Origin of the sequence: Pragia fontium (genome assembly GCF_900638655.1) — a bacterium.
GTDB lineage: Bacteria > Pseudomonadota > Gammaproteobacteria > Enterobacterales > Enterobacteriaceae > Pragia > Pragia fontium.
Map to the genome: position 1 here is coordinate 279710 of NZ_LR134531.1, position 21201 is coordinate 300910.

Annotated in this window: 21 protein-coding genes; 14 read left to right on the forward strand and 7 right to left on the reverse strand. The window is 45.5% G+C overall.

All coding sequences use genetic code 11. The features are described from left to right. The first annotated feature begins 103 nt into the window (after positions 1–103). Positions 104–1327 (forward strand): bifunctional acetylornithine/succinyldiaminopimelate transaminase, encoded by a 1224-nt coding sequence (gene argD / locus EL341_RS01085; RefSeq protein ID WP_074824215.1) that lies wholly within the window; start codon positions 104–106, stop codon positions 1325–1327. Positions 1328–1439: 112 nt separating this feature from the next. Here argD and EL341_RS01090 read toward each other — a convergent pair whose 3' ends face one another. The 5 genes from EL341_RS01090 to EL341_RS01110 form a co-directional block, all read right to left on the reverse strand. Continuing rightward, complete coding sequence (locus tag EL341_RS01090) at positions 1440–3515, reverse strand: YccS/YhfK family putative transporter (RefSeq protein ID WP_074824218.1); 2076 nt, start codon at positions 3513–3515, stop codon at positions 1440–1442. Between the two features lie 71 nt (positions 3516–3586). Further along, complete coding sequence (gene crp, locus EL341_RS01095; RefSeq protein ID WP_047779670.1) at positions 3587–4219, reverse strand: cAMP-activated global transcriptional regulator CRP; 633 nt, start codon at positions 4217–4219, stop codon at positions 3587–3589. 300 nt (positions 4220–4519) lie between these two features. After that, a complete protein-coding gene (locus tag EL341_RS01100; RefSeq protein WP_074824220.1) occupies positions 4520–5389 on the reverse strand; it encodes a phosphoribulokinase in 870 nt (289 codons plus the stop codon). A gap of 91 nt (positions 5390–5480) precedes the next feature. After that, on the reverse strand, positions 5481–5732 hold the full coding sequence (locus EL341_RS01105; protein ID WP_047779672.1) for a YheU family protein: 252 nt from the start codon (positions 5730–5732) through the stop codon (positions 5481–5483). Then, entirely contained in the window at positions 5729–6709 is a 981-nt protein-coding gene (locus tag EL341_RS01110; RefSeq protein WP_074824222.1) for a hydrolase, read from the reverse strand. The genes EL341_RS01105 and EL341_RS01110 overlap by 4 nt, the downstream gene beginning before the upstream one ends. 100 nt (positions 6710–6809) lie before the next feature. On the opposite strand from EL341_RS01110, the gene EL341_RS01115 reads away from it, so the two are divergent. Then, the gene (locus tag EL341_RS01115; RefSeq protein WP_074824225.1) at positions 6810–7412 is read left to right on the forward strand and encodes a LysE family translocator; all 603 of its coding nucleotides are present in this window, start codon (positions 6810–6812) and stop codon (positions 7410–7412) included. A 52-nt stretch (positions 7413–7464) separates the two neighbouring features. Here the strand turns inward: EL341_RS01115 and EL341_RS01120 are convergent, their stop codons facing one another. Next, on the reverse strand, positions 7465–9387 hold the full coding sequence (locus EL341_RS01120; protein WP_074824228.1) for an ABC transporter ATP-binding protein: 1923 nt from the start codon (positions 9385–9387) through the stop codon (positions 7465–7467). Positions 9388–9736: 349 nt separating this feature from the next. Between EL341_RS01120 and kefG the strand changes: the two genes are divergently transcribed. The 3 genes from kefG to slyD all read left to right on the forward strand — a co-directional run bounded on the left by kefG (position 9737) and on the right by slyD (position 12916). Beyond that, complete coding sequence (gene kefG, locus EL341_RS01125) at positions 9737–10288, forward strand: glutathione-regulated potassium-efflux system ancillary protein KefG (protein ID WP_074824232.1); 552 nt, start codon at positions 9737–9739, stop codon at positions 10286–10288. Beyond that, entirely contained in the window at positions 10288–12126 is a 1839-nt protein-coding gene (gene kefB / locus EL341_RS01130) for a glutathione-regulated potassium-efflux system protein KefB (RefSeq protein ID WP_074824234.1), read from the forward strand. Before kefG ends, kefB begins: the two co-directional genes overlap by 1 nt. 160 nt (positions 12127–12286) lie before the next feature. Then, the gene (slyD, locus tag EL341_RS01135; RefSeq protein ID WP_126466812.1) at positions 12287–12916 is read left to right on the forward strand and encodes a peptidylprolyl isomerase; all 630 of its coding nucleotides are present in this window, start codon (positions 12287–12289) and stop codon (positions 12914–12916) included. Between the two features lie 71 nt (positions 12917–12987). Here slyD and EL341_RS01140 read toward each other — a convergent pair whose 3' ends face one another. After that, on the reverse strand, positions 12988–13215 hold the full coding sequence (locus EL341_RS01140) for a SlyX family protein (RefSeq protein ID WP_047779679.1): 228 nt from the start codon (positions 13213–13215) through the stop codon (positions 12988–12990). Between the two features lie 174 nt (positions 13216–13389). Here EL341_RS01140 and EL341_RS01145 point away from each other — a divergent pair, with 174 nt between their 5' ends. From EL341_RS01145 to fusA, 9 genes are all read left to right on the forward strand, one after another. Beyond that, complete coding sequence (locus tag EL341_RS01145) at positions 13390–14862, forward strand: FKBP-type peptidyl-prolyl cis-trans isomerase (RefSeq protein WP_074824240.1); 1473 nt, start codon at positions 13390–13392, stop codon at positions 14860–14862. 220 nt (positions 14863–15082) lie between these two features. Beyond that, positions 15083–15877: an FKBP-type peptidyl-prolyl cis-trans isomerase gene (gene fkpA / locus EL341_RS01150; protein ID WP_074824242.1), complete on the forward strand. Its 795-nt coding sequence runs from the start codon at positions 15083–15085 to the stop codon at positions 15875–15877. Between the two features lie 159 nt (positions 15878–16036). Further along, on the forward strand, positions 16037–16750 hold the full coding sequence (locus EL341_RS01155) for a helix-turn-helix transcriptional regulator (RefSeq protein ID WP_047779681.1): 714 nt from the start codon (positions 16037–16039) through the stop codon (positions 16748–16750). Then, positions 16747–17139, forward strand: coding sequence for a sulfurtransferase complex subunit TusD (tusD, locus tag EL341_RS01160; RefSeq protein ID WP_047779682.1), 393 nt, complete (start codon positions 16747–16749; stop codon positions 17137–17139). The genes EL341_RS01155 and tusD overlap by 4 nt, the downstream gene beginning before the upstream one ends. 16 nt (positions 17140–17155) lie before the next feature. Then, complete coding sequence (tusC, locus tag EL341_RS01165; RefSeq protein ID WP_047779683.1) at positions 17156–17515, forward strand: sulfurtransferase complex subunit TusC; 360 nt, start codon at positions 17156–17158, stop codon at positions 17513–17515. Positions 17516–17524: 9 nt separating this feature from the next. Then, on the forward strand, positions 17525–17812 hold the full coding sequence (tusB, locus tag EL341_RS01170) for a sulfurtransferase complex subunit TusB (RefSeq protein ID WP_047779684.1): 288 nt from the start codon (positions 17525–17527) through the stop codon (positions 17810–17812). A 231-nt stretch (positions 17813–18043) separates the two neighbouring features. Beyond that, a complete protein-coding gene (rpsL, locus tag EL341_RS01175) occupies positions 18044–18418 on the forward strand; it encodes a 30S ribosomal protein S12 (protein ID WP_047779685.1) in 375 nt (124 codons plus the stop codon). Positions 18419–18514: 96 nt separating this feature from the next. After that, positions 18515–18985 (forward strand): 30S ribosomal protein S7, encoded by a 471-nt coding sequence (gene rpsG / locus EL341_RS01180; RefSeq protein ID WP_047779686.1) that lies wholly within the window; start codon positions 18515–18517, stop codon positions 18983–18985. A gap of 95 nt (positions 18986–19080) precedes the next feature. Next, positions 19081–21186 carry an elongation factor G gene (fusA, locus tag EL341_RS01185; protein WP_047779687.1) on the forward strand — a complete coding sequence of 702 codons (2106 nt, stop codon included), beginning with the start codon at positions 19081–19083 and terminating at the stop codon, positions 21184–21186. Positions 21187–21201 lie beyond the last annotated feature (15 nt).

Consider the following 21201-nt stretch of genomic DNA (forward strand, 5'->3'; position numbering starts at 1 on the left):
ATTAAAAATAATTTATCTGTATTTTTATCCTTATAAATTGATTTTATATTCATTTTTGGTAGTGTTGTTTGATTCACGATGAAATTTAATAAGGCAGGATGGTATGGGTGGCGCAGCATCAGTTAATCGCGATACGTTTGAGAAGGTTATGTTACCAGTTTATGCACCGGCAGCATTTGTACCGGTAAAAGGCAAAGGCAGCAAAGTATGGGATCAGCAGGGAAACGAGTTTATCGATTTCTCCAGTGGTATTGCCGTTACTGCTCTCGGGCACTGTCATCCTGCTTTGGTAAAAGCGCTGAATTCCCAGGGTGAGTTGCTCTGGCATACCAGTAATCTGTTTACCAATGAACCTGCTTTGCGTTTAGCTCAAAAACTGATTGATGCGACATTTGCCGAGCGGGTATTTTTTGCTAATTCGGGTGCAGAAGCCAATGAAGCCGCATTTAAGCTGGCTCGCCGTTATGCTATTACCCGTTACAGTCCTTATAAAACCAAGATTATAGCCTTTAACAATGCTTTCCATGGCCGTACGTTATTCACCGTCTCCGTGGGTGGGCAGCCTAAATATTCCGATGGTTTTGGCCCTAAGCCGGCAGATATTGTTCATATTCCGTTTAACGATTTAGACGCAGTTAAAGCGGTGATCGATGATCATACATGTGCGGTGGTGCTGGAGCCGGTACAGGGCGAAGGGGGAATCACTCCGGTAGATGCCGAGTTTTTACGCGGTGTCAGAGAGCTGTGCGACCAATACAATGCTTTGCTGGTGTTTGATGAAGTGCAGTCAGGGATGGGAAGAACCGGTTCATTGTTTACCTATATGCAATACGGTATTACGCCAGATATTCTCACCTCAGCTAAAGCGTTAGGCGGTGGTTTCCCGATCAGTGCGATGCTGACGACCAGTGAAGTGGCTCAAGTGATGGAGCCCGGCGTACACGGTACCACCTATGGCGGGAATCCATTAGCCTGTGCCGTAGCCGAAGCGGCCTTTGACGTGATTAATACGCCAGAAGTGCTGGCGGGTGTGCAGTCTCGCTATCAATATATTGTCTCTCGATTAGAAGAGATTAATCAGATTTACCACGTCTTCTCGGACGTTCGTGGTCTTGGTTTATTAATCGGCGCGGAGCTACAACCTGCTTATCAGGGTATGGCCAGAGAGTTTCTTGCTGCGTCGGTGGAAAATGGATTGATGCTGTTAAATGCCGGACCTAGCGTTATTCGCTTTGCCCCTTCGCTGGTTATTCCAGAAAAGGATTTGCAACAGGGAATGGATTGCTTTGAGAAAGCGGTTAAGCAGATGGTTGAAGCCAAGAAGTAATCGTCCGTTAAATTTAAAAGTATCCCCTTCATTCGTCGGGGAATATTCAATGACTTTATCCGTAACCTCAAAACGGCTGGTTAAATCAGCCGTTTTCCCCTTAGCGATCGACTTAACTTTTATCGCGTAAACGGCGTTTCAGCCAAATACCATGATGCGGACGCTGCTGCCAAGCCAGAGAAGAGATTGTGTGCATGGATTTTAAGTGGGCCAATACTCGCTCAAGATGCCGCTCCATGGTGGTTTCCGGTAGCTCACTATTGGGTTCAACAATCTGTAGCATACTGGTATCACTGCTCGGCCCATCATACTCTAATCGTTGCTGGCAGCTTTGAATCATAATTTCGCAGGTGTTTAGATAGGTTTTGGATAGTTCCGGTATCAGGACATATTGGTCTCGGGCGATAACCGTCATGCCATTCAGATGTTCAACCAGAAACTGGCTGTGAGTAATCCACAGACGCATATCCGTTAAGTAGCGGGAATTAAAACCGGGTTCCTGCATCGCCTGATTCAAGGTAGTGAAAAGCGTATTGTGTGCCTGATTAACCTTCATTCGAGTATAGGAAAGTTCAGGCGCATTATCGGTCATGCTAAACATCTGGCGAAGGTGCTGTTGATAAGTTTCCAGGGCATCATGGGCATTTTTACGTAGCAGACCGCTTTGCCACTGTGGCCATAACCAGATGGTACTGGCAAATACCAAAACGCAACCAATAACGGTATCAATCAGGCGCGGCAGCAGGAATTCCATACCGCTATTAGCAATAATTTGCAGGGTATAAACCGCGGTAATGGTAAAGCCAATAACCGCAATGCCGTAATTTTTGCGCACAATCAGATAGGACACCAGAGTAAGCAACAGCATCAGCAATAACATGTAATTTTGCGGGTAATGCAAATGAAGAATGACTGCGCCCACGATAATGCCGAACATGGTTCCCAAGGCACGGTGCTGAATTCTGATGCGGGTTGCGTTATAACCATTCTGGCTGACTAACATGATTGTCAGAAGGATCCAATAAGGTTTGGGTAAGCTAAGTACGCTACCGATAGCGGTTCCTGCTGCTAACGTTAGCCCGAGGCGTGCAGCGTTTCGTAAAGCAATCGATTTGATTGAGCAGTAATTCTTTAATGCTCGCCAGAAAGGTAAACGGTTTTGGGCAGGCATTAAACTGCGGTTATATAGCGGTAGCTGGCTGCTCAGCAGATAGGCAATGCGACTAAAGTGATAATAACAGAAGGCGCCAACCGGATTATCAGGATGTTGGTTGGCAATTTTTTCCAGTGCGGATAACTCATGATCCATATTGAAGGGACTGGGGCGACGATGGTAAAGAATATCATCGGCTAAAATCCGTAAGCGATGACTGATAATTTTAGCATTATGGCGAATAACTGCTTCAGCATGGCTTTGTTCAACCAGTTTTTGCACCTCATCTGGTTGGTGCAGGCTGACCGTAATATGCTCCTGTAAATCCAGAGCGACCTGAAAAGCTCTCATCAAACGTTGATGGCGTGGGTGCTTCAGGTCGGTAATCATATATATTTGCTGATAGACCAGCGAGATACTGTCCATGGCCTGCTGTTGGCGTTGTAATAATGGTGGCAGAGCGGTTTCTGGGTCGGTGTGTTGAGTGAGGAGGCTATATTTTTCTTCAAAATAATCAGCTAATTGGCGATACAGTAAACTGAGTGACTCGCGCATTGGCTGCTCTTGCCAGAGCCTGAACCAGACATAGGTGAAAAGGCCGTACCAGATGGTGCCGATCATAAACAACATGGGGGCATACCAGATTGGTAGGACATCAACCATGCTGAGGGTAAATATCCCTGCCACCAGCGCAGCAGGCATTAAGCGCCCATGTAACGGGCTGATTTCTGCGGTCACGCCAAACAGCAGAGCCAGTATCAACATGCAAACGCCTAGCGGTATCGACCAGATAAGAAATTGTTGCAGTAAAAGGCTGCTGAGAACAAACAGTGCTCCGCCAATGGCCAGTCGTTTAAAGAAGCGTTTATGGGGGGTATCTAAGCCGCCGATATTACAGCAGGCCGGTACCAGAGAGAGTAGAAAACCGGTGCGTAAATCGTTTAATAGCCAGAAGAGGGCAATAGGTAGACAGAGAACCAGCGTTTGGCGCAGAGCGTAATTAATTTCTGGATGATAGATTACTCGTCGCCACATAGGTTTTCCGGGAAAGAAAAACGGGCATGCTGTCCATGAAGTCCAAGCATACCCGTCGATTTGTGTGTTACTTAACGAGTCCCGTAAACAACAATGGTTTTACCGTGTGCAGAGATCAGGTTTTGATCTTCTAACATTTTTAAGATACGGCCTACCGTTTCACGGGAACAACCAACAATTTGTCCAATTTCCTGACGGGTGATTTTAATTTGCATCCCATCCGGATGGGTCATCGCATCAGGCTGTTTGGCTAAATTCAACAGCGTTTGTGCAATACGACCCGTTACATCAAGGAAAGCCAAACTGCCCACTTTCTCTGACGTTACCTGTAAACGACTGGCCATTTGGGCTGACAAACGCATTAAAATATCTGGGTTAACTTGAATCAGTTGACGAAACTTCTTATAGGAAATTTCAGCAACTTCACATGCTGTTTTCGCCCTAACCCAAGCCGTACGCTCTTGACCTTCTTCAAAAAGGCCAAGCTCACCAATAAAGTCCCCTTGATTCAGATAAGAGAGAATCATCTCCTTACCTTCTTCATCCTTAATCAGAACGGCTACGGACCCTTTCACAATGTAATAAAGCGTTTCTGCTTTTTCACCTTGATGAATCAGTGTGCTCTTAGATGGATATTTATGAATATGACAATGAGATAAGAACCATTCGAGAGTAGGGTCTGTTTGCGGTTTGCCGAGAACCATTTGTTGTTATCCTCTTTGTAGTCACTGCCAAAAACAGCAAAGCGAGAAGCTTGCCGGAAACCTTACCCGCCCCGGAGCATATAATTTGCTTAGTGAGCGCTATTATAGCCGATGTAGAAAATAATATAGAGGTGTTTGTCTATTTGTCCTACATCTGGCTGAACACAACCTGTTTTACCTAATAGTACCTGACACTTATGGTTTTAACACAGGTTGAGCGAAGAGTCTCGTGTTGTCTTATTAAAATGAGGGTTAAGCTGCGTAATCACTGGTTGTTTGCTCATTTTACCCACGATATTTTTACTCTAATATCCGGCCTTCTAATAATTGCTGGATTAACGGAGTAATAATCAATTCCATGGCCAGCCCAAACTTGCCGCCGGGGATCACCAGCGTATTGGTTTGGGAGATAAATGAACCCTGCAACATCGCCAGCAAGTAAGGGAAATCGATACCGGTTAATCCCCTAAAATGGATCACCACCAAGCTTTCATCCATGGTTGGAATACTCTTAGCCGAAAAGGGATCGGATGTATCAACGGTGGGGACTCGCTGAAAGTTAATATGGGTGCGGGAAAATTGAGGGGTAATATAGTTGATGTAGTCATCCATTGAACGTACAACGGAGTCGAGAACGGCCTCACGGGAATGTTCCCGTTCACCGGTGTCGCGAATCAGTTTTTGTATCCATTCCAAATTGACGATAGGAACAACTCCAACCAGCAGATCAACGTGCTGTGCGACATTTTGCTTAGCGGTGACAATACCGCCATGCAGTCCTTCATAAAATAGCAGGTCGGTTTCTTCTGGCAGTGCCTGCCAAGGGGTAAAGCTGCCCGGTAATTGGTTATAGGGCATCGCTTCATCGTAGGTATGTAAATATTTTCGGGTATGGCCAGTACCGGTCTTACCATATTCGATAAAGCTGTTTTCCAATTGGGAAAAGTCGTTGGCTTCCGGGCCAAAATAGCTAATATGGCGTCCTTGCTCTCTGGCTTTGCGGATTTCTGCATCCATTTCCGGGCGGGTATATCGATGATAAGCATCGCCGTCGATGCGGGCGGCATTGAGCTGTAGCTGCTGGAAAATTTTCCGGAAAGCCAAACTGGTAGTGGTGGTACCGGCACCGCTAGAGCCGGTAACCGCAATAATCGGATGCTTTGCTGACATTGGCCTGATTCCTTATTTTCATTGTTATTTTTTAATGGTTATTGGGTAGAGCATAGTTCAGCGCCGGGAAGGTATTAGCAAAAATTTCGGGCTAATTAAAATCCGGATAAGGCTGTTCTTCAGCACCATCGCTGAACTGGTCTTTTAACATGATATTGATAGTTTCATGCAGTTCTGACCAGATCAATACTAACTTTCCGCTTTTTAGCTGACGTTTAATATCATCCACTTTTTGTTGTAAGGTCTTCTCCTGCTCCCCATAGTCGGTCCCTTCACGCAGAACAAATGATTCGATAATACTTTCTAAGGTTTCTGGCGGCAGTTCTTGCCACGGGATGATCATGCTGTTTTCTCCAGATAAGGGGTCAGCCATTCAGGGATGCGTTGTTCCAACCACATTTTTGGTTTTTTCCAGGTTCCACTGACGAATCCAACGTGTCCGCCATGTTCCGTTAGCTGGTATTCAATATTTTCCGGCAGCTGGCTGAGATCGGGGATCACCTCCGGCGCCATAAATGGGTCGTCTTTGGCGTGAATAATCAGCAGTGGGATTTGGATGGCAGGCAACATGGGTAAGGCACTGCACTGATGGTAATAGTCATCGGCATTTTTGAAGCCATGCAGTGGGGCGGTCAAGGTGTTATCAAATTCACGAATGGAATGGATATTTTTTAGTGAAAAATTGGGTAAGGGCATGATGTCAGGATAGCGATCCAACTTACGCTGAGTACTGTGTTTTAACTCATTGAGTAGATAACGGTTATAAACTCGGGACAGTCCCTGTTCCAAACGGTAGGAGCAAGGCCCGAGCATCAATGGGGCTGAGACAATCACCGCCGCTTGCAATAGCGTATTTTCTCCGGCTTCAGCCAGATAGCATCCCAGCATATTGCCGCCAAGCGAGTAACCTACTGCCGCGGTAGGGGCGGGACCTAAAGTTTGGTGCAGCCAGTTAAGGAAAAAGCGGCTATCGCCTGTTTCTCCTGAATGGTAGGCGCGGGGGCTTCGGTTAGGTTCTCCGCTGCATCCGCGGAAATGCATGACTACCGCCAGCCAGCCATTTTTTCGGCAAACGTCCATTAAGCCATGAGCATAAGGACTATTGACGCTACCTTCCAGACCGTGAAATAGAACTAAACGCGGTTTATGTTTAGCGCCTTCTGGCGCTTCGCTCCAGGCCAGATCGACAAAGTCACCATCAGGTAGATCAAGCCGCTGCCAGACCGGCTGCTGTTCTATTTTTCGGCGAATAAGACGTGGCAGAAGGGTTTGTATATGCGGATTAGCTGTTCCACGCATCGGTTGAAATTGTGCATCCATAACTGATTAAATTCACTCAAAGGGACTTGTGCGATCAATATCACACTGATAGCTTGAATGGAATGACTAAACATCTCGCGAAGGCGAAGGGTTACGCAAAATGGAGTTAGGCTGGTTTTTTTCAATGTTGATGTTTTTATGGATAGCGGCGGTAACGCCGGGTCCAAATAATATGTTACTCACTTCATCTACCGCCAACTTTGGTTTTGTTCGTTCTCTGCCACTGATGTTCGGCATTATGATGGGAATGCAGCTCCTGCTACTGTTGGTTGCCGCCGGAGTTGGAACACTGATAACTGCTTATCCTCCTTTGCATCTGATATTGAAGATTTTGGGTAGTCTGTACCTGATTTGGCTGGCGTGGAAAATAGCCACTTCCCGTTACGAAAAGCTGGAAACGGATAAAGGTTCGGTTAAGCCGATTCGTTTATATCAGGGATTGTTATTGCAGGCGTTAAACCCTAAAGCTTGGTTGATGGGGTTGGGTTCTATTGCCAGCTACAGTCTGGCCGGGAGTATGTACAGCGCTTCGGTGATCGCGATCAGCGTCGCAATGTTTATGGTGAATTTAGTGGCAGGCTTGGTTTGGATGGGCTTTGGTTCAGCGATTAGCCGTTTATTGAGAAGTCGCCAATCGTGGGCGATCTTTAACGTATCGATGGGGATTCTGACCGCGGGGTGTGTGGTTTTTATCTGGCAATAGGTTGTAAATTAAAAGAGGGAACCGAGTAAAGGTTCCCCCCTGAGTATCAGCTTTAGCCGTTATCCTGATTAAAGCTGTTGGTCATCTCTTCCAACTGTTCATGTAATTCCAGCCAGTGCATTTCACACTCTTCCTGAGCTGACTTAACTGCGACCTGCTGCTGCAGTAATTTGGTTAACTCCGCTTTCTTTTCTGCTTCATAAATCGCACTGTCGGATAGCGACTGTTCAATATCGCTAAGCTGTTTAGACAGTTTCTCTAGTTCGTTATCCAGCTTGTCGATTTTTTTGCGGATTGGCTGAGTTTGTGCTCTGAAATCTGCTTCACGGCGTTTTTGGTCTTTTCGGGCCTGGGCGCTGTTGGCGGTAGACTCTTTGCTGCTCTCTTCCGGTTGAAGTTCCTGTTTTTGTAGATCGACCAGCCACTGTTGATAATCTTCAATGTCGCCGTCAAAAGGCTCAACTTTTTGGTCATGAACCAGATACAGCTCATCGGTGGTGGAACGCAGTAAGTGACGATCGTGGGATACCACAACCAAGGCACCATCAAAGTCGATCAGGGCTTCGGTTAGCGCCTGACGCATATCAAGGTCGAGGTGGTTAGTCGGTTCATCAAGCAGCAACAGGTTTGGTCTTTGCCAGACGATTAGCGCCAGTACCAAACGGGCTTTTTCACCGCCGGAAAAACGTTCAGTATTTTCACTTACTTTATCGCCGCGAAATCCGAACCCACCCAGATAATCACGTAATGGCTGCTCAAATTCTTGCGGAGCCAGGCGACTAAGGTGCTGTAACGGGGACTCGTCCGAGCGCAGCGTCTCTAACTGATGCTGGGCGAAATAGCCCAGCTTGATACCTTTCGCCAAGCCAATTTCACCCTGTTGGGGAGTCAACGTTCCAGCCAGCAGTTTGATCAGGGTTGATTTACCGGCACCGTTGCGACCCAATAGCCCAATACGTGAACCCGGTACCAGATTCAGTTTGATTGATTGCAGAATAGTTTTATCACCGTAGCCAGCGCTGACCTTTTCCATTCTTAGCAGTGGATTTGGCAGGCTTTCTGGTTCCCGGAAGCTAAAATGGAACGGATTATCAACGTGGGCTGGGGCAATCAGCTCCATGCGCTCCAGCATCTTAATTCTGCTCTGGGCCTGTTTGGCTTTAGTGGCTTTGGCTTTGAAGCGGTCAATATAGCTTTGTAGATGTGCCACTTTTTCTTGCTGACTTTGGTATAAAGCCTGCTGCTGCGATAGTTTAGCGACTCGCTGGCGCTCAAAAGAGGAGTAGTTACCTGTGTATTCGAATAACTGCTGTTGCTCAATATGCAGAATTTTATCGACGATCGGATCGAGGAAATCGCGGTCGTGCGAAATCAGAATTAAGGTGCCGTCGTAGTTTTTCAGCCATTTTTCCAACCAGATTACTGCGTCCAAATCCAAGTGGTTGGTCGGTTCATCCAGCAGGAGTAAATCGGAACGGCACAATAGGGCCTGTGCCAGATTCAGACGCATCCGCCATCCACCTGAGAAAGCGCTAACGGATTGTTGTAACTGTTCCTGAGAGAAGCCTAATCCGTGCAGTAAACTTGAAGCGCGAGGATAAATGGTCCAAGCCTGAATAGCATCCAGTTTGCCATGTAGCAAAGCGATAGCATGTCCATCATCTTTTTCGTTAGCTACAGCCAGTTCGCGTTCTAACTGGCGATACTCTCTGTCGCCATCAATAACGTACTCAATCGCTGGTATATCCAGAGCGGGAGTTTCCTGATTGACCCATGATAGCGCCCAGGCGGAAGGGAACGTGAAGCTACCTCCGTCAGCGGTTAGTTCGCCTTTTAATAACGAGAGCAGGGTGGATTTACCGCAGCCATTTTTGCCCACTAAGCCAACTTTCTGGCCGGGGTTAATAGTTGCTGTGGCGTTATCGAGTAATACATTCACGCCGCGTCGGATTTGTAACGAAGAAAATACAATCATAGGGTCACGTATCTGGTTATCTGTAACAAGGCTATCAATTGGCTAAAAAACCTAAAGCCAATGATGAAACCATTGATAGAAAATAGCGGGAGGAGGAGTACACTCTCAATCGCGCTATTTTTAGTATTATTATTAAAAAGCAATGTGTTCAGGGTGGTTGATAATGGGAGATTAGGTTACTTATCACCATCTCTTTTTTCATCATCTTATTTATCAACATCTGGATACATTAGCTAGACTTATAGCGTGTGATGTTCGTACAAAACAGTCATCTGTTCACGTCAATAATTAAATAAGTTATGCATGGTAGCGGAAAATGTCAGCGATGACGATGTTTAGGGGAAACGAAATGTCACACTTACCGAAAGTGCTTGTCTTGTTTGCCCACCCGGAGCCTAAACGCTCGGTGGCCAACAAAGCGTTATTAAGAGTGATCCGAAATTTAGATAATGTGACGGTTCGCGATTTATACGCCTATTATCCTGATTTCTTTATTCATACCCACCGGGAACATCAACTGTTAAGGGAGCATGACACTATCGTGTTTCAGTTTCCTATACACACCTATGGTTGCCCGGCTTTAATGAAAGAATGGATTGATAGGGTATTGAACCTTCAGTTTGCCGGAAGTATTGGCGGGAATGAATTATCAGGTAAGCGTTTCCGGCTGGTGGTGACTGCTGGGGGGACGGAGAACAGCTATCAACCAGGGGGTTCGGTGGGCTATTCATTTCAGGATATTTTATTACCGTTTCGCATTATGGCTAAATCTTGTGGAATGGTATGGGTTGATCCGATGATTATTTATCGCGCCCGTCGTCTTGAAGACGATCAGTTACAGCAGTATGCCCTGAAGTATGCTGAATGGTTGAGCGTGTCTGCGGAAGAGGGCAACCAATAATGGAAACTTCACCACAGTTGGCCGCGGTTTTAATTTTTCTGTCTGTTGCCGTTTTAGCGGTTCCTCTTGCCCGACGCGTTGGTATTGGTGCGGTACTCGGCTATTTGATAGCTGGAATTGCTATCGGTCCGTGGGGATTTCGCCTGATTAACGATGTGGATGAGATTCTACACTTTTCCGAAATGGGTGTGGTTCTACTGTTGTTCGTTATCGGATTAGAGTTGAATCCAGCCAAACTCTGGAAGATGAGAAAGCCTATTTTTGGTTTAGGTACGGCTCAGGTGTTGTTCACGACGGCGATTATCTGTGGATTGTTATATTGGGCTGGTTTCGGCTTATCGGCGGCGATCATCGGTGCTCTGGGGTTGTCGATGTCTTCTACGGCCATGGCTTTACAGTTGATGAAAGAGAAAGGCATGCGCGGTGATGGAGGGCAATCCGGTTTTGCCGTCTTGCTGTTTCAAGATATGGCGGTTGTTCCGGCTTTAGCGTTAGTGCCGATCTTGGCGGGGAAAAGTACCGGTGATGCGGATTGGTTTACCGTACTCAGTAAAGTCGTCGGATTAGCAATATTAGTGCTCGCTTGTCGTTACCTATTAAGACCTATTTTCCGTTACGTGGCGTCATCCGGTGTACGGGAAGTATTTACTGCCACTGCGCTGTTAGTGGTGTTGGGTGCCGCAGCGCTGATGCAAGAAATTGGTTTCTCAATGGCGTTGGGAACGTTTCTGGCAGGGGTACTGTTAGCTGAAAGTGAGTATCAGCACGAATTGGAAGTGGCTATCGAGCCTTTTAAAGGGTTATTGTTGGGGCTATTTTTTATTTCGGTGGGTATGGTGTTGAATCTGGGGGTTTTCTACTCCCATTTTCTACAGGTCTTAATCTGGGTTTGTGTATTGTTGTTGGTTAAAGGCTCGGTACTGTATGGACTCGCGCGCTTTTTCCGCATTAATCGCTCAGAGCGTTTGCAGTTTTCTGCGGTGTTGAGTCAGGGAGGAGAGTTTGCCTTTGTGCTGTTTGCCGCGGCTCGGGCGCAGAATATTTTTGATACTGAGCAGATTTCACTGTTGCTGGTCGTTGTGACGATTTCGATGATGACTACGCCGTTTATGATGCAGATTGTTGACCGAATTTTGGCTCGACGCTATAACTCTGGTGAAGAGAATGACCAGAAATCTGATGTAGAAGACGATGAACCACAGGTTATTGTGGTGGGATTTGGGCGTTTTGGTCAGGTCGTTGGACGTTTGTTGATGGCCAATGAAATTCGTTTAACGGTGTTGGAACGCGATGTCAGTCAGGTCGGTATTTTGCGCAGCCACGGTTATAAGGTTTACTATGGCGATGCAACTGAGCTTGAGCTATTACGGGCTGCTGGTGCGGCGAAAGCCAAAGCGATTGTAATTGCCAGTGATCTACCAGAAGAAACCATGACCATCGTTCATCTCTGTCAGCAATACTTTCCCAATCTATCTATTTTGGCGCGTGCCAGAGGTCGAGTTGAAGCTCATGAATTATTAAGTGCCGGCGTCGAGCTTTTCTCCAGAGAGACATTTTCCAGTGCAACGGATCTTGCTCGTAAGGCCTTAATTGATTTGGGGATGCACCCTCATCAAGCCTATCGAGCGCAACAGTATTTTAAACGGCTGGATGAAAGTATGTTGCGTGAATTAGTGCCGGTTAGACAGGGAAATATGCAGCAGATATCACGTGTAGCAGAAGCGAGACGTGAACTGGAAAACCTCTTCCAGCGAGAGATGCAGTATGACAGTAAATTATCTGACGATTGGGATTTGGACGAAGAGGTTCAAGAAACCAAGCATGATACCTTGGATTGATGATGAGATAACCTGATGGCGCTTTTATTTTTGCAAATGAATATTCGACATTGGTCGTACTTAGTAATATAAAGTTGCCTAAATTTTTATCTCAGTGAGTACAGCGCCGTTGATTTCAGCTACAATCAGCGGAAATTAGGTATCAACGGTAGGAGAAATCATGAAAGTAGCAAAAGACCTAGTGGTCAGCCTGGCATATCAGGTTCGTACAGAAGACGGTGTATTAGTTGATGAGTCTCCGGTGAGCGCACCGCTGGACTATCTGCACGGACATGGTTCTCTGATCGCGGGTTTAGAAAAAGCATTGGAAAACCATGCGGTAGGCGATCGTTTTGACGTGTTTGTAACGGCAAATGAAGCGTATGGCGATTATGATGAAGTGTTGGTTCAGCGCGTACCTAAAGATGTTTTCATGGGCGTTGATGAGCTTCAGGTTGGTATGCGCTTTTTAGCCGATACCGATCAAGGGCCTGTTCCGGTTGAAATTACCGAAGTAGAAGACGACCACGTGGTGGTTGATGGTAACCATATGCTGGCTGGTCAGAATCTGAACTTCAATGTAGAAGTGGTAGCGATTCGCGAAGCGACTGAAGAAGAATTAGCTCATGGTCATGTACATGGTGAGCACGATCACCATGGTGAAGGCGGCTGCTGTGGCGGCAATGGTCACGGCGAAGGCGGTGGTTGTTGCGGTGGTGGTGGTCACGACCATGACCACGATCATGAACACGGTGAAGGTGGCTGTGGCGGTCATGGCAAAGGCAACGGTGGTTGTGGTTGCAGCCATTAATACGGCATTCATAGCAATTAAAATGGCAGCTTAAGGGCTGCCATTTTCTTTGGTATATTTTAAGCCCAGCATTAGTAGTGTGGTGGTGGGACTTCTTCTGATAGTGGTGCAATCATCGAAGGTTGTGACTCTTTTAGTTTATCGCTTAATAGTCTCAACTGTTCTTGAAGTTTTGCTATTTCACGCTGGTGTTGAATGATTGCCTGATTGAGATCGTCAATAGTCACCTCCTGAAAGGCTTGACGACTTTCAAGTAGTTCTAGTCGCTGTAGTAGTCTTTCAATATCGAGCTGTTGCATGTTATCTCCGGTGAATAGTGATTAGTCTGATTTGATGAATATGATATTAAATCAGCGAAAAAATTTGTAATATGTGTGTTGAATCGAATGCTTGCCATCGAGTTTTGTTATTGTAATAAAGGGAAGTAAGCGTTTAATTGGATTATTCTACAATGAAACACAAGGAATATATTGATGTCTTTTTTAAATAAGCATTCATACGTGATTGGTGCTTTGCTTTTTGCATTGCCCGTTTTTAGCATTTCTGCTAATCAGTTAACGAATAATAACAAAAATGAGAAGAATGAGAACGTAGTACAGGCTGAATCTACCCCGGTTAAGGAGCAATCAACTGCATCAGTAGAAGCCGTTGGTTCAGTTCAAAAGGATGCGGTTGTATCCACATCAACTCCGGAACAAGCTATTGTCGCAGAGCATGTTCCAGCTGCTGTTTCGGTGGGACTTGTTGCTCAGGTTGAGAAAGACGCCACAGAATCAGCACCTGCTCAGAAATCATCTTCTGAGGCAGCGTCAGTAGAAAAAGTTTCTGCAGAACAAGTTGTTGCACCAACCACACCGGTGAAAACCGCCGTTCAGGTTAAGAAAGATGCTTCAGAGTCTAGCCAAGCTAAGGACCCATCTTCCACAGCTGCACTGGCAGACGCTGCCGTTCAGGCCGAGGAAGAGGCTACAGAATCTACTCCTGCTCAGAAACAATCTCCGGCAACAGTGGCAGTAGTAGAAGCTACTGAACAAGCATTAACAGTACCGGTAGAAGCGGAGAAAGATGTTGCTGTATCTACTACAGCTGATCCTGCAATAGTGGCAGTCGATACGGCTGAGCAAGCTCAGAAGGACAATGCAGTCTCTATATCAGGTTTAGTTGTTACAACACCGCAAGAACAAGCGCCATTAGCCGAAAAAAATCAGGTTAAACCTAGCGTTAAAGATGATAACAAAGAAAAAAGTTCGGCACCGACAGAAGACAAAATGTTAGAGACGTCTTCGTTATCTGCTGTGAAATTTCATTTAAACAGTGAAGAACAACGCCGTGCCTATGCGAGTGGTGTGGCCTTAGCACGTTATTTACAAGAAAATATGGCCCAGCAGCAGAAACTGCATATCACGTTGGATCCTAAAATTGTTTTAGCCGGTATCGTTGATACTTTTGGTAATGATATCAAAATGGATGAAGCCACGATTAAACAAACCATGGATGTGTTTGACGATCAGGTTAATACCTTGAATAAAGCCAAGGTTGAACAGGATGCCCGCCATGAGAGTGAAATGGGTAAGGCATTTCAGGCTGAATTTGCTCAGCAGGATGGAGTGAAAAAAAATAAAACCGGCCTGCTTTATCTGATCGAGAAAAAAGGATCTGGCGCAGCAATTACCGATAAAAATACGGTTGAACTTGAATTGCAGGGTATGTTGGTCAATGGAACTGTATTTGAGAAAACAACAACCCCAATTATTTTGAAAGTAGCGGATGTGATTCCTGCTTTACGTAGCGGAATTAAACTGGCTGGTAACGGTGGTAAAATTAAACTCGTGGTACCGCCAGAACAGGCTTATGGGGAAAAAGGTGCGCTACCAAGTATTCCACCTAATGCAACATTAGTATTTGAAATTACGGTGTTACGTGTAAATCCAAGTAAAGCTAAATAATGACAGTGATGTTATTGATGGTTCGTTGAAAGATTATATTTATTCTCTTAGCGAACCATTACGTTTTATGCTGTCGAAGATTAGGTCATGAAGTTCATAAACACTTATCATTGAGTAATAAGATTTTTTGATACTCTTTGATTATATTTATCGATAACCTGTATGGTATAAATTCCGGGTTTATTTGTTGCGTAATATTTTCCTATCACTGGAGAAGTAGATGAAATCATTATTTAAAGTAACGCTGTTAGCGACCTCGATGGCTTTTGCTACTGGTGCTATGGCTGACGATGCCGCGTCGAAAACAGCAGCGCCAGCTGCGGCAACACCAGCAACTGCGCCAGCATCAGCTGTAAAATTTGACAGCGAAGATCAGAAAGCGGCTTATGCTTTAGGTGCTTCTCTGGGCGGTTATATGAATAACTCGCTGAAGGATCAAGATAAGTTGGGTGTTGTATTAGACCGCACCCAAATTCAAGCGGGTTTTAAAGATGCGTTTGAAAGCCAAAGTAAATTAAGTGATGCTGAAATTGAGCAGACGTTGCAAACCTTTGAAAATCGCGTGAAAGAAAAAGCTCAAGCGAAAATGATGGAAGAGGCGAAGGTCAATGAAGCTAAGGGTGCAGAGTATCGCGCTAAATTTGCTAAAGAAGCCGGTGTGAAGAAAACCGAGTCAGGTCTGCTGTATAAAGTAGAAACTGCCGGTACGGGTGCAGCCCCTAAAGACAGCGACAGTGTGGTAGTGAACTACAAAGGTACCTTGATTGATGGTACTGAGTTTGATAATTCTTACAAACGTAACCAACCAGCAACTTTCCGTTTAGATAGCGTGATTCCTGGCTGGACTGAAGGTCTTAAGAATCTGAAAAAAGGTGGGAAAATGACGTTAGTTATTCCTCCTGCTTTAGCTTATGGCGATAATGTGATTCCGGGTATTCCGGTTAATTCTACTCTGGTCTTCCAGGTTGAATTACTGGATATCAAAGCAGAAGCGGCAGAACCGAAGAAAAAATAATTTTTAAGCATTAACCGAAAACCGCATGAGAAATCCTGCGGTTTTTTTATTTCTTAAGTTAGTCTGGTATTTGCTAGACTAAAGCAACATACCAAGAATGAGTCTCCAGGTTTTTTCAGTCTGAGGACCAACGTAGACTAAATATATTGGAGAAACGCAATGTCACATTCGCAATTATCCAGCGAGTATGAACCGTTGGATGAGCAGCCATTTACCCGCGAAGATCATAATATTTTATGTTCTTATGAATCCGTGGTTGACGGATTAGCGATGCTGATTGGTTCGCACTGCGAGATCGTTTTGCATTCACTTGAAGATTTGAAGTGTTCCGCGGTACGTATCGCGAACGGTGAACATACCGGACGTAAAATAGGTTCTCCGATTACCGATATGGCTTTACGCATGTTGCATGCCATGTCTCATGATGACAGTAGCGTTTCCAAGGCTTATTTTACTCGGGCAAAAAGTGGCTCACTGATGAAGTCACTCACTATCGCTATCCGTAATAAAGAACGTCGAGTTATTGGTCTGCTGTGTATCAATATGAATCTGGATGTGCCCTTTTCTCAAATCATGCAAACCTTTATTCCACCGGAAGCGAAAGAGGCTCACTCGAATGTGAACTTTGCTTCATCCGTCGATGATCTGGTTGCACAAACGCTAGAGTTCAGTATTGAAGAGGTCAATGCCGATCGCAACGTCTCAAATAATGCCAAGAATCGCCAAATTGTGCTCAATTTGTATGAGAAAGGCATTTTTGATATTAAAGATTCGATTAACCAGGTTGCCGATCGATTGAATATCTCTAAACATACGGTGTATCTCTATATTCGCCAGTTTAAAAATGGTGATTTTTCAGGAAACGAGAAGTGAGTTTAAGCTATGCCTTGTTGGTGACGGGGCCAGCTTATGGAACTCAACAAGCAACCAGCGCTTGGCTGTTTTCGCAGGCGTTGATTGAAAAAGGCCATAAGATACAAAGCGTTTTTTTCTATCGGGAAGGGGTGAATAACGCCAATCAGTTGGTTTCTCCGGCCAGTGACGAGTTTCATTTGGTGACCGCATGGCAAACGTTGGCTGAGCAGCAGGGAACGCTACTACATGTATGTGTGGCCGCCGCGTTACGTCGAGGCGTGGTCGATAAACAGGAAGCTGAATTGCAAAAGCTACCGGTGGCTAATTTGCAATCCGGATTTGTGTTAAGCGGCTTGGGGTCATTAGCGGAAGCCATGTTGACTTGCGATCGAATTGTTCAGTTTTAGCTTAGAGCCGCGGATCATGAAGAAAATTGCATTTGTATTTACTCAAGCCCCTCACGGCACTTCTGGTGGAAGAGAAGGGTTGGATGCGGTGCTAGCCACTTCCGCTTTAACGGAAGAGATCGGTTTATTTTTTCTCTCCGATGGCGTATTCCAACTGTTGCCACAACAGAATCCGGATAAAATCCTATCGCGTAACTATATTGCTACCTTTGGGGTATTGGCGTTGTATGATATTGACCAGTGCTTTATTTGTCGCGATTCTCTGACAGCGCGCGGTCTCAATGACGATTTTGAGATGGTATTAAAAGCGCAATCTCTCGAGCGTTGGCAAATCAGTGAATACTTGTCGACCTATGACGTTGTTTTAACTTTCTGAGGCGCCACGGTGTTATATACGGTTTCCCGCTCGTTTTACCAGATTGATATGGAATCATTGCTGAATATGGTAACGCAGCGTGATGTCTTGTTGTTATTGCAAGATGGCGTGACTGCGGCTATTGCAGGCAGCGCAAGTTTAAATCAATTGATGGCATGTGGTGCAGTGATTTACGCCTTAAGGGAAGATGTTGAAGCCAGAGGGCTGTTAACATTAATGGGAAATGATGTTGAACTCATCGATTATCAAGGATTCGTTGATTTAACCGTAAACCATTCTCCACAGATGGCTTGGTAATTATTTCATGAAAAGTGGAATAAAATTGGCTAGGCTTTGGTTATTCTGCATTTTTTTTCGGTTAATTGGTACGAATTAGCCAATATCGTCCGTTGTTCGTCGAACAACGCTGTATATTTCTTGACACTTACTCTCTTCAGCCATAAAATTTTGCGTCCCTCAGTGTACCTATACTCGAGGGATCGATTTATCACGTGTTTACGAAAGTAAAAAAACCAGGAGCTTTTTTTAATGGCAACAATTAATCAGCTGGTACGCAAACCGCGCTCAATGAAGGTTGCAAAAAGCAACGTTCCTGCGCTGGAAGCTTGCCCGCAGAAACGTGGCGTATGTACTCGCGTATATACCACCACTCCAAAAAAACCAAACTCTGCATTACGTAAAGTTTGTCGTGTACGCTTAACTAACGGTTTTGAAGTTTCTTCATATATCGGTGGTGAAGGCCATAACCTACAGGAACACTCCGTGATCCTGATTCGCGGTGGTCGTGTAAAAGACCTGCCGGGTGTGCGCTATCACACCGTTCGTGGTGCACTGGACTGCTCAGGTGTTAAAGACCGTAAGCAGGCTCGCTCCAAGTATGGCGTGAAGAAGCCGAAGGCTTAATGGTTACCCGTTAAGTAAGGCCAAACATTTTTAACTTAATGTCAAAATAAACTCATCGAGTTTTGGACAATCCTGAATTAACAACGGAGTAATTCCATGCCACGTCGTCGCGTCATTGGTCAGCGTAAAATTCTGCCAGATCCTAAGTTCGGATCTGACTTACTGGCCAAATTTGTAAATATTTTAATGGTAGATGGTAAGAAATCTACTGCAGAAGCTATCGTTTATAATGCGCTTGAGACTTTAGCTCAGCGTTCAGGTAAAAACGAACTGGAAGCTTTTGAAATTGCCCTGGACAACGTAAGACCAACTGTAGAAGTTAAGTCTCGTCGTGTTGGTGGTTCTACTTATCAGGTGCCGGTTGAAGTTCGCCCGGTTCGCCGTAATGCACTTGCCATGCGTTGGATTGTAGAAGCTGCTCGTAAACGCGGTGATAAATCCATGGCTTTACGCTTAGCGAATGAACTGTCTGATGCTGCAGAGAACAAAGGTACTGCAGTTAAGAAACGTGAAGACGTTCACCGTATGGCTGAAGCCAACAAGGCGTTCGCCCACTACCGCTGGTAATTTACCTTCGGTAGTCATGCTAATCATCATGCGGGCGCTTTTTAAGTTGACCCGCATGGGTTATCTGAAGAACGACCTAGTAATCGAGGAATAAAATGGCTCGTACAACCCCTATTGAGCGTTATCGCAACATCGGTATCAGTGCTCACATTGATGCCGGTAAAACAACCACAACTGAGCGTATCCTTTTTTATACTGGTGTAAACCATAAAATTGGTGAAACTCACGAAGGTTCTGCGACTATGGACTGGATGGAGCAGGAGCAGGAGCGTGGTATTACTATCACCTCAGCTGCGACTACTGCGTTCTGGTCTGGTATGGCTAAACAATTTGAACCCCATCGTGTCAATATCATTGATACCCCGGGACACGTAGACTTTACTATCGAAGTAGAGCGCTCTATGCGTGTTCTGGATGGTGCAGTAATGGTTTACTGTGCAGTTGGTGGTGTTCAGCCTCAGTCTGAAACTGTTTGGCGTCAGGCTAACAAATATAAAGTTCCACGCATCGCGTTCGTTAACAAAATGGACCGTATGGGTGCTAACTTCCTGCGTGTAGTTGAGCAGCTTAAATCACGTCTGGCAGCAAATGCTGTGCCTATTCAGTTACCAATCGGTGCTGAAGACAGCTTTACTGGCGTAATTGACTTGCTGAAAATGAAAGCAATCAACTGGAGTGATGCTGACCAAGGCGTTAGCTTCACTTATGAAGATGTTCCAGCGAACCTGTTAGAAGAAGCTAAAAAATGGCAGCAAAATGCATTTGAAGCTGCAGCTGAAGCATCTGAAGAGCTGATGGACAAGTATTTAGGCGGCGAAGAGCTGACTGAAGAAGAAGTGACTGAAGCACTGCGTAAGCGTGTCCTGAATAATGAAATTATTCTGGTTACCTGTGGTTCTGCGTTTAAGAACAAAGGTGTTCAGGCAATGTTGGATGCGGTAATTGAATATTTACCTGCACCAACCGACATCGAAGCAATTAACGGTGAACTGGAAGACGGTACCCATGCGGAACGTCATGCTAGCGATAGCGAGCCGTTCTCTGCTCTGGCGTTTAAAATTGCTACCGACCCATTCGTGGGTAACCTGACGTTCTTCCGTGTTTATTCCGGTGTTGTAAACTCTGGTGACACAGTACTGAACTCAGTGAAAGACAAGCGTGAGCGTTTTGGTCGTATCGTTCAGATGCATGCGAATAAGCGTGAAGAGATCAAAGAAGTACGTGCGGGTGATATCGCGGCAGCAATCGGTCTGAAAGATGTGACCACAGGTGACACCTTATGTGACCAAGCTAAGCCGATCATTCTGGAGCGTATGGAATTCCCTGAGCCAGTAATTTCGGTTGCAGTTGAACCAAAAACTAAAGCTGACCAAGAAAAAATGGGTATCGCTTTAGGTCGTTTGGCACAAGAAGATCCATCATTCCGCGTATCGAGTGATGAAGAGTCTGGCCAAACAATTATCGCAGGTATGGGTGAGCTACACTTAGACGTGTTAGTTGACCGTATGCGTCGCGAGTTCAACGTTGAAGCTAACATTGGTAAGCCTCAGGTTGCATACCGTGAAACAATTCGTGAAACGGCTAAAGACGTTGAAGGTAAACACGCCAAGCAGTCTGGTGGTCGTGGTCAGTATGGTCACGTTATTATCGATCTGTCTCCGTTGGAAGCTGGTGGTCCGGGTTACGAATTTGTCAACGAAATCAAGGGTGGTGTAATTCCTGGTGAATTCATCCCTGCGGTTGATAAAGGTATTCAGGAGCAGCTGAAGTCTGGTCCTCTGGCTGGTTACCCGGTAGTTGATATCAAAGTGCGTCTGCACTATGGTTCTTACCATGATGTTGACTCATCAGAACTGGCGTTTAAATTGGCCGCTTCTCTTGCCTTTAAAGAAGGCTTCATGAAAGCGAAACCAATTCTGCTGGAGCCGGTCATGAAAGTTGAAGTTGAGACTCCAGAAGACTATATGGGCGATGTAATCGGTGACTTAAACCGTCGTCGCGGCATCATTGAAGGTATGGAAGACACTGCTACAGGTAAAACTGTACGTGCTCAGGTTCCACTATCTGAAATGTTTGGTTATGCTACAGACCTGCGTTCACAAACTCAGGGTCGTGCTTCTTACTCCATGGAGTTCTTGAAGTACAGTGAAGCGCCAAGTAACGTTGCTACAGCAATTATCGAAGCTCGCAAGGCTAAATAAGCCTCACGGGTAACA